Genomic DNA, 12,729 nt, shown 5'->3' with positions numbered 1-12,729 from the left:
ATGACCCACTGGACCGAAGCCGAGCTCTCGGCACTGCGCCGGGCCTATTCCAGCGGCACGACCCGCGTCAGCTATGACGGCAAGTCCGTGGACTACGGCTCGGCGCAGGATCTTCTCGCCCGCATCCGGACCATCGAACGCGCGATTGCGAGCGTGGGGCGGCCGCTTCCGGTCGCCGGACTCGCGGGCTTCTCGCGCGGGGATCGCTGATGACGGTGAACTGGTTCGACCGCGCCATCGCCTCGGTCGCACCTCGGGCCGCCGCGCGGCGGGTCCTGGCGCGACAGGCCTTCGAGACGCTCGCACGCGGCTACGAAGGTGCCGCGCGTGGTCGCCGCACGGAGGGCTGGCGTGCCCCGGGATCCTCGGCTGACACCGAGATCGGCGTGGCCGGGGCGCTCTTGCGCGACAGGATGCGCGATCTCGTCCGCAACAATCCGCATGCAGCCAAGGCCGTGGCGGTGCTGGTAAACAACATCATCGGCGCGGGCATCATGCCGCGTGCCGCCAGCGGGGACGAGGCGCTGGACCGCCGCGTCGACGCGCTGTTCGAGCGCTGGACGGCGGAGTGCGACGCCGATGGCCAGCTCGACTTCTACGGGCTTCAGACGCTGATCTGCCGTGAGATGGTCGAGGCCGGCGAAGTGTTGGTGCGCCGTCGCCTGCGTCGGGCCGTGGACGGCCTTGCCGTCCCGCTGCAATTGCAGGTGCTGGAGTCCGACTTCCTCGACGCCACCAAATCCGGCGCGCTTGGCGCCGGTCGGCTGGTGCAAGGGATCGAGTTCGATCCGCTCGGTAGGCGCCGGGCCTACTGGCTCCACGCCGAGCATCCGGGCGACGCCTATGGCGCCCTGCAAAACGGCCTGCAGAGCCGCCCGGTCCCGGCAAGCGAGATCGCGCATGTCTATGAGAAGCAGCGCACCCAGGCGCGCGGCGTCCCGTGGGGCGCGCCGGTCATCCGCGCCCTTCGTGATCTCGACGATTACGAGGTGGCCGAGATCGTCCGCAAGAAGACCGAGGCTTGCGTCACCGCCATCGTCTTCGGCGACGACGAGGCGCAGCAGGGCATCGCTCCGGCGGTGGTCGACGTCGACGGCAACCGGGTCGAGCAGTTCGAACCAGGACTGATCGCGTATGCCCGCGGCGGCAAGGACATCCGCTTCAACCAGCCAGCCGCGACGGGCGGCTATGGCGAGTACAAGCGCGCAAGCCTGCATACCATTTCGGCCGGGTTCCGGGTGCCCTACGAGCTACTCACCGGCGATCTTAGCCAGGTGAACTACTCCTCCATCCGGGCGGGGCTCGTCGAGTTCCGCCGGATGATCGACGCTGTCCAGTGGCAGCTCTTCATTCCGATGCTCTGCACCCCGGTCTGGCGCTGGTTCACCGAGGCCGCATGGGCCGCGGGACAGATCCCGACGCCGGACGTCCCGGTCGAATGGTCGCCGCCGAAGTTCGAGGCGGTCGATCCACAGAAGGATGCGATGGCGAACCTTCTGGCGATCCGCTCGGGAACGATGACACTGGCCGAGGTGATCGCCCGGCAGGGCCGCAATCCTGACGCGGTGCTGGCGGAGATCGCGGCGACCAACGCCAAGCTCGACGCTCTCGGGCTTGTGCTCGACTGCGACCCCCGCCGCGTAACCAAGACCGGCAGCGCGCAAGCGAGCGACCCGGCAACCGATCCGGAACCCGACCCGGGGCAGCCGGACACCGCCCAACAGGACTGACTTCATGGACACGATGATCGAACTGCCGGCGCTTCGCCGGTCGGCGGAGCTTGCGCCGAACACCGTCGATGCCGACGCACGCACCGTCGAGGTGATCTGGTCGGCAGGCGCGCGCGTCCGGCGGGCGAGCTTCTTTGGCGAGCCCTATGACGAGGAGCTGAGCCTCGACCCTGCCCATGTGCGCCTCGACCGGCTGAATGCGGGCGCGCCGTTCCTGAAGGTGCATGAGATCGACACGCTCGACGCCGTCATTGGCTCGGTGGTGCCCGGCTCGGCGCGGATCGAGAACGGCCGCGGCATCGCGCAGGTCCGCATCAGCGAGCGCGCCGATGTCGAGCCGATCTGGCGCGACATCCAGGCCGGGCACATCCGCGCGGTCTCCATCGGCTACCAGGTCCATCGCTTCGACATCTCCAAGCCCGACGGCGGCCGGGAGCTCTGGCGGGCGGTGGACTGGACCCCCTTCGAGATTTCAGCGGTCCCGGTCGGGGCCGACCCCGCCGCGGGCTTCCGCAGCCAGAGCCCGCTTGAAACCTGCGTCCTTCACCGCCGGGACGCGCCCTCAAACCCGCAAGGAGCATCCCCGATGACGGAGAAGACCCAGACCCCGGCCCCGACTGAAGAAGTCGTGGCCGACCAGACGAGCGAAACGGCAGCGACCGAGGAAACCACCATGACCGACACGCCCCTGAGCGCGGCCGACACGCAGACCCGCGCGCGTCCGAAGACCGCCAAGCCCGAAGCCACGGATCCCGAGGCTGTGGCGAACCGCGCCCGCGAAGCCGAACGTGAGCGTGTCTCGACCATCTACGATCTGGCCGGTCGGCTGAACCTCGAGCGCGGCTTCGCCGAGGATCTGGTCAAGCGCGGCACCGGTCTCGACGAGGCGCGTCGCCTGATCCTCGATCAGGTCGCAGCGAAGTCGGAGGAGACGCGGACCTTCGGCCAAGTCTCCGTCCCGCTCGGTGGCCGGGATGAGCGCATCACCCGCCGCGATGCAGTGGCCAATGCGCTGCTGCACCGGTACAGCCCGACGCTGTTCCCGCTTGAGGACGCCGCGCGTCAGTATCGCGGCATGACGCTGCTGGAACTCGCCCGCGAAAGCCTCGGCAATGCCGGGGTGAACACGCGCGGCCTCTCGCGTGACGAGGTCGCGACGCGCGCGCTGCATTCGACCTCGGACTTCCCCGAAATCCTCGCGGCCGTCACCAACAAGACCCTGCGCCAGGCCTACGAGGCCTATCCGCGGACCTTCGCACTCTTCTGCCGTCAGGTTCTGGCGACCGACTTCAAGGCGATGCATCGGGTGCAGCTAGGCGAGGCGCCGCAGCTCCTGGAAGTGGGCGAGAGCGGCGAGTTCAAGCGCGGAACGCTCGGCGAGAGCAAGGAAAGCTACCGCGTGAAGACCTACGGCCGGGTCGTCGCCATCACCCGGCAGGTGCTGATCAACGACGATCTGGACGCCTTCACCCGCATCCCGGCGATGTACGGCAACTCCATCGCCCAGCTGGAGTCGGACGTGGTCTGGGGCATCATCACCTCGAACCCGGCCATGGCCGATGGCAATGCGCTGTTCCACACCACCCATAAGAACCTCGCGGGCACCGGCGCGGCGCTCGACGTCACCAGCGTGGGTGCAGCCCGCGCCGCCATGGCCAAGCAGACAGGTCTCGACAAGAAGACGGTGCTCAACATCCGCCCCGCCTTCCTGATCGTGCCGGCATCTCTGGAGCTGAAGGCCGAGCAGCTGGTCGCGCAGAACCTCGTGCCCGCGTCGAGCGGCAACGTGGTGCCGCAGTCGATCCGCACGCTCGCGCCGATCAGCGAGCCGCGCCTCGACGCCGCCAGCGAGACCGCCTGGTATCTGGCCGCCAGCCCCAACCAGATAGACACGATCGAGTACGCCTATCTCGAAGGCCAACAGGGCGCCTACATCGAGACGCGCAATGGCTTCGATGTCGACGGGGTTGAGATCAAGTGCCGCCTCGACTTCGGCGCCAAGGCCATCGACTGGCGCGGCCTCTACAAGAACCCGGGCGCGTAACGCACCCATCCTGAATCCTGACATGCGGGCGGTCCTGACGGGCCGCCCTTCGTCTTTCCAAGAGGATCAAGCCCATGAAGAACTACGTCCAGCCCGGCAACACCATCTCCCTGACCGCGCCCTATGCGGTCGCCTCCGGCGACGGCCTGCTCGTCGGCTCCATCTTCGGCGTGGCGACGGGCAGCGTGGCCCTCGGCGAGACCGTCGAAGCCGCGCTCGTCGGCGTCTTCGACCTGAAGAAGGTCGCCTCGCAGGCGTGGGCCGCGGGCGACAAGGTCTACTGGGACAACACCAACAAGGAGGCGACGAAAACCGCCACCGCCAATACGCTGATCGGCATCGCGACCGAAGCGGTCGCCGGTGGTGCCGGTGACGTCATCGGGCGGGTTCGCCTGAATGGCAGCTTCTGATGTCGGCCCTCGCCGCTGCGTTCCAGTCGCTGTTTGCCGACCCAAACATGGCGCGGGACGCGACCTACACGCCAAAGGGCGGCAGTGCCGTCTCCGTCCGGGTCGTCTTGCGTCGGCCCGACCAGGTCTTCGAATTCGGCGAGACTCGGTTGCATGCCGCTACGACGCTGCTCGACATTCGCGTCGCCGATGCGCCGAGTCTCGCCGAAAGCGACGGGTTCCAGTTCGACGGTGTCTCCTATGTCGTCCAGGGGGAACCGCGCCGGGGCGCCGAGCGACTGATCTGGACGGCGGAGCTGCGCGAGGCATGAGGTTCTCGGTCAGCACGATCGGCGACCTCGGCAAGCTGATGAGCGACGAGATCAAGGCCGCCGAGAAGGCCGTCACGGCCGGGATCTCACAGGCCACCGAAGGCCTGAAGACTGATCTTCGGACGCAGGTCACCTCGGCGGGGTTGGGTCCGAGACTGGCGCGCACCTGGCGCGGACAAGTCTACCCCAAGGGCGAAGACAGCATCCGGGCGGCGGGTCTCGTCTGGTCCAAGGCGCCAAGCATCATCCGCATCTATGAAGAAGGCGCGACCATTCGCTCGAAAAGCGGCTTCTTCCTCGCGATCCCGACGGCGGCCGCTGGCCGATACGGGGATGGCGGCCGGAAGATCACGCCGGGTGGATGGGAGCGACGGACCGGGCAACGGCTGCGCTTCGTCTATCGACGCCGCGGTCCCTCTCTCCTCGTGGCCGACGGGATGCGTGCCCGGACAGGCAAGCGTGGTGGCTTCTCTCGCGCGAGCGCTTCCGCACTCCGGACGGGCCGAGGACTGGTGACCGTGCCGATGTTCATCCTGGTTCCGCAGGTCACGGTCCGGAAGCGCCTCGAAGTGGCCGGCGCTGCCGAGCGCTGGGTGAGCCGGCTACCCAGCCTGGTCGTGCGCAACTGGATTTCTGATGGGGATGGGAGCCGCTGATGTCTCGACGTGAACAGATCCTCGCCGCACTCGCGGCTGTTCTCGCGGGGCAGTTGGCGGCGCCGGTGCGGCGCAACGAGGTGCTGCCCGAGAAGGTGCCCGCTGCCGGTCTCGTCATCCTGCGCGATGGCGAACCCGGCGAACCCGACATCACCCTCAATCCCCGCACCGAGTTCTACGCGCACCGGGTCGAGCTCGAAATCTATGTGCCGCGAGATCCAAGCGGCGGCGGCGAAGCAGCGCTCGATCAGCTGCTTGGTGCGATCGGGGCCGCCCTGCGTGTCGATGAGACGCTCGGCGGCCTCGCCGAGAGCCTGACGCCGTCAGCCCCGGAAACGGGTGCGCTCGCTCTCGAAGGAGCGCCGCCGATGCTGACCGCCCGGATCATCGTCACGATCGAATACCTGGTGAGCGATCCGCTCACCGCCTGACCCAACCACGACCCAATCACGGACAAGACGGGAGTCATCCATGCCCAAGGCGCGCGCATATGGCGCGGACGCCACCCTCAAGGCGTGCCGGGAGGCAAGCTACGGGGTCGCGCCGCTCACCGGCTATCAGAGCCTCGATTTCAAATCGACCGATCTCTCCTCGGCCCAGCCGCTCGGGGACGACCCGCTGCTCGGACGCGGGCGCAACGCGCAAGATCCCTATCGCGGCCTCATCACCGACGAGGGCCAGCTCGACATCCCGCTCGACCTGCGTGGAACGGGCTTCTGGCTGACGGGCCTGTTCGGAAACCCGGTGACCACGCCCACGAGCGCCAGCGGCTCGATCGTCTTCGCCGTCAATCCCACGGCGGGCGACACGATCACCTTGAACGGTACGGTCTGGACGTTCGTCTCCGGTACGGCGGGCGCAGAGGAGACGCAGATCCAGGGAACGGCCACACAGACCGTTGATCAGCTGGTCAGCGACCTCAACGCATCGGCCGACCCCGAAATCGCCAAATGCACGTATTCGCGCCCGACTAGCACGCAGACGCTCGTGATCGTGTTCGACGCGGCAGGCCCGACCGGCAACAGCTTCACTCTTGCTGTATCCGCTGGCGCCGTCTCGGGTCCCACGCTGACCGGCGGTGGCTATGCCCATGTCTGGGAGAGCGGCGCCGACGACATCCCGAGCTACACGATCGAGGTCGGCCATCCGAAGCTCACGACGCCGGTGTTCTTCCGTCACCTCGGCACTGTGATGGAGAGCCTGAACTTCGAGATGGGTCAGGAGGGACCGGCAAATGCCCGTCTCCAGCTCGTGGCCCAAGGCGAGGAACGCTTCTCGGCGACGGTCGACGCCAATCCGACGGCCTACGCGCTCCGCCGCTTCAGCCAGGGGCGCGGCTTCATCCGACGCGGCGGTGCGGCGCTCGCAGGCGTCACTGGCGGCAGTCTGACTTTCTCCAACAATCTCGAACGCGTCCGGGTCATCCGCGAGGACGGCAAGATCGAGGCGGCCGATCCGACCTTTGCCTCGGCGGAGGGATCGATGTCGGTCCGCTTCGATGGCGCGACCCTCGTGGCTGAGGCCGCCAATGGCGATCCCGTCGCGCTCGAATACGGGTTCACCTTCCCGGAAGGCTACGCGCTTCGCTTCGAGCTGCCGCGCGTCTTCCTGCCCAAACCCAAATATGCCGTCTCCGGCCCCGGCGGGGTCGAGGCGAGCTTCGACTGGCGCGCCGCCTACGATGACAGCGAAGGCACGATGCTGCGCGCCCACCTCCTGAACGACGTCACGAGCTATACCTGAGGCCAATCCCATGATCCGCCTGAACCTGTCGCGCGAGCCGATCTGGCTCGACCTCGGACATGACGTGCGCGTGCGCGTCGCTCCCCTGACCACCTCGCTCATGGCCGCCGCCCGCAGTGATCCGGCGGTGGCTGCCTTGCCCGAAGGCGCGTCGAACGAGACCATCGCGGTCACCATGGCCAAGGCCCTGGCGCGGCTGGTCGTCTTGGAATGGGAAGGGGTGGGCGACGCCGAAGGTAATCCGGTGCCCGTCACACCGGAAGGCATCGACGCGCTGCTGGACATCCTGCCGATCTTCGAGGCCTTCCAGCTCCGCTACGTATCGAAGGGCTTGTTGCTGGAAGCGGAAAAAAACGGCTCCGCGCCCTCGCCGAATGGCATTTCAGCGGGGGCGCCCAGTATTGCCGATCCTGCCGCGGCACTTGCGGCGAATGTCCCGTCGTCCTGAACCGTCCGCAGACAGTCGAAGGCTGGCAGGTCTGGGAACTCGCCAAAAGGCTCACGGGGCAGCTGCGCGCCGTCCCTGGTGCGATCCTCGGCCTCGACATGACGGCCGCTCTCGCCTGCGCGCAGGCGCTTGGAGTGGACACCCTCGTCTGCGCGGAACTGCTGCCCGAGGTAGAGGGCATGATGGTCCGCGGACTGAACGCGCAAATCAGGACTGATCAAGATGGCTGAGAAACGCGTCTCCGTTCGCCTTGCCGTGGTCGGGGGGCGCCAGGTCCAGGCGGAGATCGCCGGTATCGGCGAGGCCGGAGCGCAGAGCTTTCGCAAGATCCGCCGGGAAGTCGATGTCACCAATGCTGCCCTTGCCCGCATCGCCGGTGTTCTGGGCGGTGTGCTCAGCATTCGCCAGATCGTTGCCTATGCCGACAGTTGGAGTGAACTGCGCTCGCGGGTGGTTCTGGCGACGGGGGCGCAAGAGACGGGTGCCGCAGTCATGCAACGGCTCGCCGAAATGGCGCGCCGAACCTACTCGAACCTGGAGCAGACGGCGGAATCCTGGCTCGCCAACGCCACTGCATTGCGTGAACTCGGTCTGACCACACGTGAATCGCTGGATTTCACCGAGGCGCTGAACAACGCCATGGTCGTCTCGGGCGCGCGGGCCGAGCGCGCGGCTTCGGTGCAGAACGCGCTCTCCAAGGCCATGGCCCTCGGCACGCTCAGCGGAGACAACCTCAACACCGTGATCCAGAGCGGCGGCCGGCTCGCAGAATTGCTGGCCGCCGAACTCGGCACCACCGTCTCAGGTTTGCGCACCCTCGGTCAGCAGGGCGCTATCACCGGCGATGTCATCCGCACGGCGCTGATCGGCAATCTCGAGCGGCTGCGCGAGGAAGCGGACTCGATGCCGGCGACCATCGGCGATGCCTTCACGCTGATTGGCAATGCCGCGCTGCAACTCGTCGGAACCTGGGACCAGATGGCGGGCGCCTCGTCCATGGTGGCCGAGGGCCTGATCCTTGTTGCCGACAATCTGGAAAGGCTCGCCGCCATCGGCATCGCCTTCGCCGGCTTCATGGCCGGACGCTGGGTTGCCGCGTTCGTCGCCGCCCGTGTCGCGACCTTCAGCCTGTCGGGTGCGCTCACGCTGCTACGCGGCGCATTGATCCGAACCGGCATCGGCGCGCTCACCGTGGCGGCGGGTGAGCTGATCTACCAGTTCGGTCGGCTGGTGCAGGCGACCGGCGGCTTCGGCGCTGCGCTCGGCCTGCTGGGTGACGTGGCAGCCGAGGTCTGGGACAGGATCGGTCTGCTGGCCGGCGTCCTGAAAGCGCGCATCGACGCCGCCTGGAGCGGCATTCAAGCGAGCATCGCCGACGCGCTGCAGGCGTCACTCGAGGCCGTCGTCACCTTCGGCAATCGCACCATCGGAACGTTTCAGGGCGCTTTCGATGCGATGGTCGTCATCTGGAGCAACCTGCCTCGGGCGATCGGCGATCTGACGATCCAGGCGGCGAACGCGCTGATCGCCGGGCTGGAGTCGATGCTGAACGGCGCGGTCGACGGCATCAACGCGCTCCTCGAAGGCGTCAATGCGGGTCTGGCGGCGATCGGCATCGAGCGGGCCATCGAACTGGTGCCGGACGTCGATCTCGGCCGGATCGAGAACGAGTTTGCGGGCGCCGCGAGCCGGGCTGGCAATGCAGCGCGTGATGCCTTCGCCGCCGCGTTCGAGACCGATACTTTCGCGACGCCGGAATTCGGGCTCTCGGCTTTCGCCGAGGATGCGCGCGCTGCCGCCGACAGTGCACGAGAGACGGCGACGGCGCTGGGAGAGCTGGCAGGCGCGCCCCTCGCGTCCATCGCGGCGCTCCGGGAGGCCATGGCGGGCGCGAATACTGAAATCGACAATGCGGCCGGCGCGACGGAGCGTCTCGATGAAGCCTTCGCAGCCATCGGCGGCACCGGAGGCGATGCCGCAGGAGATGGCGAAGGCTCGTCCGGTTCCGCCGCACGCGCCGCGGAAGCAAGCCGCGCCGCTGGTGAGGCGGCGGCAACGGCGGCCACGCAGGCGGCAACCGGCTGGGCGGCGGTTCGCGAGGAGCTGTCCCGCTATGCCAGCGAAGCGATGGACTGGGGCAAGGGTCTCGGCGGCGCTCTCACCAGCGCCTTTCGCAGCGCCGAGGACGCCATCGCCAGCTTCGTGACCGGCGGCAAGATCGACTTCAAGGCGCTCGCCGACAGCATCCTCGCTGACATCACCCGCATCGCGGTTCGTTCCGCGATCCTCGGGCCGCTGGCCAATGCACTCGGCGGAGGCAACGGAGGACTGCTCGGCGGCTTGTTCGGCAGCGGAGGCGGGCTGTTTGCCGGCATCTTCCATCAAGGCGGCGTCGCCGGTGGCCCCGCTCAGCAGCGGCTCGTCTCGGCACTCGCCTTTGCAGGTGCGCCGCGCTTCCACGACGGCGGTCTCGCGGGGCTTCGTGCCGACGAGGTGCCCGCGATCCTGCAGCGCGGTGAGATGGTGCTGTCGCGGGCTCAGCTCGCCGCCATCGGCGCCGCACGAGAAACCCGTCCACCGGTCAACGTGGTGATGAACATCTCCACCCCGGATGCTGGCAGCTTTCGCTACGCCCAGGGGCAGATCGCCGCCGACGCCGCCCGCGCCATGGAGCGGGCCCGACGTAATCTCTGAACTGGGCAATCTCTGACGGATCGACAGATGAGCGGCTTTCACGAAGTTCAGTTCCCGCCGGACATCTCCTACGGGGCGTCCGGCGGCCCCGGCTACTCGACCACCGTGGTGACGACGGTTTCGGGACACGAGCGGCGCAACGCGAACTGGGCCGCCGCGCGGGGCAAATGGAACGTGGCGCACGGCCTGAAGAAACGCGATCAGGTGGCCGCCCTCATCGCCTTCTTTCGCGCGCGACGCGGACGCGCCTACGGCTTCCGCTTCAAGGACTGGACCGACTACCAGGCGCTGGCCCAGCTGATCGGGCAAGGCGACGGCGTGACCAAGACGTTCCAGCTCGTGAAGACCTACGCCAGCGGTGGCGAGGTCGAAACCCGGGTCATCACCAAGCCCGTTCCCGGAACGGTGAAGATCTACCGCGACGGCGCCGAGGCGGTCTCTGGCTGGAGCGTCAACACGGCGACCGGGCTCGTGACCTTCACCATCGCCCCAGCATCCGCCGTTCAAGTGACGGCGGACTTCGAGTTCGACGTGCCCGTCCGCTTCGACAGCGATCAGATGGACCTCACGATCGAAACCTATCAGCTCGGCAGTTGGGGCCAGATCCCGGTGCTGGAGATCAGACCATGAAATCGACTTCGGCAGCCCTCGCGGCGCACCTCGCTGGACCGGTGACGACGCTCGCCACCTGCTGGCGCATCTCTCGCGTTGACGGCAAGGAGTTCTTCTTCACCGACCACGACCGGGATCTGTCGTTCGAGGGCAACGTCTATAAGGCGAGCTCCGGCTATTCGCGCACGGCCATCGCCAATGATGCGAGCCTGAGCGTCGACAATCTCGACGTCGAGGGCGTCTTCGACAGCGCGGCGATCACCGAGGAGGAGCTGCGCGCGGGTCTCTTCGATCAGGCAGAGGTACGGATCTTCCTGGTCAACTGGGCGGATCCCGCCATGGGCGCTCTTCGGATGCGCCGCGGCTGGTTCGGCGAGGTCGTGCTGACCGAGCAGGGCATTTTCCGGACCGAACTGCGCGGCATGACGCAAGCGCTGCAGCAACGCATCGGCGAGCTCTACAGCCCCGAATGCCGCGCCGATCTCGGAGATCATCGCTGCAAGGTGCCGGTCAATCCGCCAGAAATCGCCCGATCGACGGCGTACTCCGTCGGTGACGTGGTGCGGGTGAGAACCGCCTCCGGCTATGTTTCCGAGACGGAGACGATAGCGCTTTCTGTCGTCAATCCTGGCGCGGAGGCAGGCAACACCAACGGCTGGACGATTACCGACGGTGGCTTCACGGTTCGTTCCAGCGACCCGACCCCCTACACGGGCAGCTACTATTTCTACGGTGGTCCGAGCAACGCGCTTGCTCGCATGCACCAGGATCTCGTCATTCCAATTGCGCTGCATGAGAGCGTTGATGCAGCCCTGGTCAGAGTGGAGGCCAAATGGCAGCAGAGGACCTATGCCAGCAATAACGATCCCGGTGCGGTGGATTTCATCTTCCTTGATGACATGGGCGCGGTTCTTTCCACATCCGCTGGGACACTCGCGGCTCCCACCTCCTGGATCCTGCGCAGCCATATTGCCGATGTGCCAGCAAATACCCGATCCATCCGCCTGCGTCTGCGTTCCGAGCGGGCGGCTGGATCGAACAACGATGGCTACTTCGATGACATCAGCTGTGGCTTGCTGGTGGATCAGGAAACGCAAACCCTGACTTCTGCCGCATACGAGAACCGCGTCTATCGCTGCGTGACCGCCGGAACGACCGCGGCCGAGCCACCGATTTTCGACACCACTGTCGGCGCGCAAACCACCGATGGCGGTGCGGTCTTCGAGGCCGAGGAAGCCTGGAGCCGGTCGGGCATCGTGACCACAGTCATCGACCGGGCCGTCTTCAACGCCACGCTCGATGAACCACGAGCGGTTGATGACTGGTTTGCTGGCGGTGTGCTGACCTGGGAGACCGGCGCCAATGCCGGTCGCTCCATCGAGGTCAAAGGCTGGACCCAAGGCAACGGGCAGCTCGAGCTTTTCCTGCCGATGGGATACGCGATCGAGCCCGGCGACGCCTTCCGCGTTCATCCCGGCTGCGACAAGCGGCTCGACACCTGTATCGACCGGTTCGCCAACGTCCTGAACTTTCGCGGCGAACCCTACGTGCCGGGCCAGGACGCCATGATGAGTTATCCCGATGCACGCTGACCGCCCACCATCAGCATCCGCCAGCGCGAGCGCGGATCTGGCCGATGTGATCGTCGCCGAGGCCCGGACCTGGCTGGGTGTTCCCTGGCGGCACCAGGGACGCAGCCGCGCCGGTGTCGATTGCGCAGGGCTCGTGGTGCTGGTGGCGCGGGCGCTCGAACTCGCCGACCACGACAGCACGGCCTATGGGCGCCGCGCGCAGGGACAGGGCTTCGTCGAGCACTTTCGCGCGCACATGGACGGTGTCGCCGTCACGCAAGCGCGGCCCGGCGACGTCCTCGTCTTCGCCGATCAGGCTTATCCCTGCCACTGCGGCTTTCTGACGGAGAGGCTCGAACGGCCGCATCTCCTGCACGCGCACGCGACGCGCAGGCGGGTGATCGAGGAACCCTATGCCGGCGAATGGCTGGCCAAGATCAAGTTCGCATTTCGCTTTCGCTCTCCCGGATCCTGACCTCGGGACTTTGTGTGTCGCGTTCTCGGACGCGA

The 12,729-nt window shown here is 67.2% G+C and carries 14 protein-coding genes; all 14 read left to right on the top strand.

Features of this window, described 5'->3' with window-relative positions:
* The 14 genes from L2U69_RS18115 to L2U69_RS18055 all read left to right on the top strand — a co-directional run bounded on the left by L2U69_RS18115 (position 1) and on the right by L2U69_RS18055 (position 12,694).
* Entirely contained in the window at positions 1–210 is a 210-nt protein-coding gene (locus tag L2U69_RS18115) for a phage head-tail joining protein (protein ID WP_236108539.1), read from the top strand.
* Positions 210–1,730: a phage portal protein gene (locus tag L2U69_RS18110; protein ID WP_236108538.1), complete on the top strand. Its 1,521-nt coding sequence runs from the start codon at positions 210–212 to the stop codon at positions 1,728–1,730. The genes L2U69_RS18115 and L2U69_RS18110 overlap by 1 nt, the downstream gene beginning before the upstream one ends.
* Positions 1,731–1,734: 4 nt before the next feature.
* Positions 1,735–3,774 (top strand): prohead protease/major capsid protein fusion protein, encoded by a 2,040-nt coding sequence (locus tag L2U69_RS18105; RefSeq protein ID WP_236108537.1) that lies wholly within the window; start codon positions 1,735–1,737, stop codon positions 3,772–3,774.
* A 74-nt stretch (positions 3,775–3,848) separates the two neighbouring features.
* Complete coding sequence (locus L2U69_RS18100) at positions 3,849–4,184, top strand: DUF2190 family protein (protein WP_206553506.1); 336 nt, start codon at positions 3,849–3,851, stop codon at positions 4,182–4,184.
* Positions 4,184–4,495: a head-tail joining protein gene (locus tag L2U69_RS18095; protein WP_236108536.1), complete on the top strand. Its 312-nt coding sequence runs from the start codon at positions 4,184–4,186 to the stop codon at positions 4,493–4,495. The genes L2U69_RS18100 and L2U69_RS18095 overlap by 1 nt, the downstream gene beginning before the upstream one ends.
* Complete coding sequence (locus L2U69_RS18090; RefSeq protein ID WP_206553508.1) at positions 4,492–5,151, top strand: DUF6441 family protein; 660 nt, start codon at positions 4,492–4,494, stop codon at positions 5,149–5,151. Before L2U69_RS18095 ends, L2U69_RS18090 begins: the two co-directional genes overlap by 4 nt.
* Positions 5,151–5,582: a hypothetical protein gene (locus L2U69_RS18085; RefSeq protein WP_206553509.1), complete on the top strand. Its 432-nt coding sequence runs from the start codon at positions 5,151–5,153 to the stop codon at positions 5,580–5,582. Before L2U69_RS18090 ends, L2U69_RS18085 begins: the two co-directional genes overlap by 1 nt.
* Positions 5,583–5,622: 40 nt before the next feature.
* On the top strand, positions 5,623–6,894 hold the full coding sequence (locus L2U69_RS18080) for a phage tail tube protein (RefSeq protein WP_236108535.1): 1,272 nt from the start codon (positions 5,623–5,625) through the stop codon (positions 6,892–6,894).
* A gap of 10 nt (positions 6,895–6,904) precedes the next feature.
* Positions 6,905–7,342 carry a hypothetical protein gene (locus L2U69_RS18075; protein WP_206553511.1) on the top strand — a complete coding sequence of 146 codons (438 nt, stop codon included), beginning with the start codon at positions 6,905–6,907 and terminating at the stop codon, positions 7,340–7,342.
* 98 nt (positions 7,343–7,440) lie between these two features.
* On the top strand, positions 7,441–7,572 hold the full coding sequence (locus tag L2U69_RS19330) for a DUF7697 family protein (RefSeq protein ID WP_432443005.1): 132 nt from the start codon (positions 7,441–7,443) through the stop codon (positions 7,570–7,572).
* Positions 7,565–10,036, top strand: coding sequence for a tape measure protein (locus L2U69_RS18070; RefSeq protein ID WP_236108534.1), 2,472 nt, complete (start codon positions 7,565–7,567; stop codon positions 10,034–10,036). The genes L2U69_RS19330 and L2U69_RS18070 overlap by 8 nt, the downstream gene beginning before the upstream one ends.
* Positions 10,037–10,063: 27 nt before the next feature.
* Positions 10,064–10,666: a DUF2460 domain-containing protein gene (locus L2U69_RS18065; RefSeq protein WP_236108533.1), complete on the top strand. Its 603-nt coding sequence runs from the start codon at positions 10,064–10,066 to the stop codon at positions 10,664–10,666.
* Entirely contained in the window at positions 10,663–12,240 is a 1,578-nt protein-coding gene (locus tag L2U69_RS18060) for a DUF2163 domain-containing protein (RefSeq protein ID WP_236108532.1), read from the top strand. Before L2U69_RS18065 ends, L2U69_RS18060 begins: the two co-directional genes overlap by 4 nt.
* A complete protein-coding gene (locus L2U69_RS18055) occupies positions 12,230–12,694 on the top strand; it encodes a C40 family peptidase (RefSeq protein ID WP_236108531.1) in 465 nt (154 codons plus the stop codon). The genes L2U69_RS18060 and L2U69_RS18055 overlap by 11 nt, the downstream gene beginning before the upstream one ends.
* Positions 12,695–12,729 lie beyond the last annotated feature (35 nt).

This window comes from Zavarzinia marina (assembly GCF_021568905.1).
Classification (GTDB): Bacteria; Pseudomonadota; Alphaproteobacteria; order Zavarziniales; family Zavarziniaceae; genus Zavarzinia; species Zavarzinia marina.
The sequence above is the reverse complement of the archived record's forward strand: the minus strand, read 5'-3'. Positions and strand labels throughout refer to the sequence as shown.

What these genes read in the sequence shown, in the direction of transcription:
- L2U69_RS18115 (WP_236108539.1), top strand. Translation starts at nt 1, where the DNA reads ATGACCCACTGGACCGAAGCCGAGCTCTCGGCACTGCGCCGGGCCTAT.
- L2U69_RS18110 (WP_236108538.1), top strand. Translation starts at nt 210, where the DNA reads ATGACGGTGAACTGGTTCGACCGCGCCATCGCCTCGGTCGCACCTCGG.
- L2U69_RS18105 (WP_236108537.1), top strand. Translation starts at nt 1,735, where the DNA reads ATGGACACGATGATCGAACTGCCGGCGCTTCGCCGGTCGGCGGAGCTT.
- L2U69_RS18100 (WP_206553506.1), top strand. Translation starts at nt 3,849, where the DNA reads ATGAAGAACTACGTCCAGCCCGGCAACACCATCTCCCTGACCGCGCCC.
- L2U69_RS18095 (WP_236108536.1), top strand. Translation starts at nt 4,184, where the DNA reads ATGTCGGCCCTCGCCGCTGCGTTCCAGTCGCTGTTTGCCGACCCAAAC.
- L2U69_RS18090 (WP_206553508.1), top strand. Translation starts at nt 4,492, where the DNA reads ATGAGGTTCTCGGTCAGCACGATCGGCGACCTCGGCAAGCTGATGAGC.
- L2U69_RS18085 (WP_206553509.1), top strand. Translation starts at nt 5,151, where the DNA reads ATGTCTCGACGTGAACAGATCCTCGCCGCACTCGCGGCTGTTCTCGCG.
- L2U69_RS18080 (WP_236108535.1), top strand. Translation starts at nt 5,623, where the DNA reads ATGCCCAAGGCGCGCGCATATGGCGCGGACGCCACCCTCAAGGCGTGC.
- L2U69_RS18075 (WP_206553511.1), top strand. Translation starts at nt 6,905, where the DNA reads ATGATCCGCCTGAACCTGTCGCGCGAGCCGATCTGGCTCGACCTCGGA.
- L2U69_RS19330 (WP_432443005.1), top strand. Translation starts at nt 7,441, where the DNA reads ATGACGGCCGCTCTCGCCTGCGCGCAGGCGCTTGGAGTGGACACCCTC.
- L2U69_RS18070 (WP_236108534.1), top strand. Translation starts at nt 7,565, where the DNA reads ATGGCTGAGAAACGCGTCTCCGTTCGCCTTGCCGTGGTCGGGGGGCGC.
- L2U69_RS18065 (WP_236108533.1), top strand. Translation starts at nt 10,064, where the DNA reads ATGAGCGGCTTTCACGAAGTTCAGTTCCCGCCGGACATCTCCTACGGG.
- L2U69_RS18060 (WP_236108532.1), top strand. Translation starts at nt 10,663, where the DNA reads ATGAAATCGACTTCGGCAGCCCTCGCGGCGCACCTCGCTGGACCGGTG.
- L2U69_RS18055 (WP_236108531.1), top strand. Translation starts at nt 12,230, where the DNA reads ATGCACGCTGACCGCCCACCATCAGCATCCGCCAGCGCGAGCGCGGAT.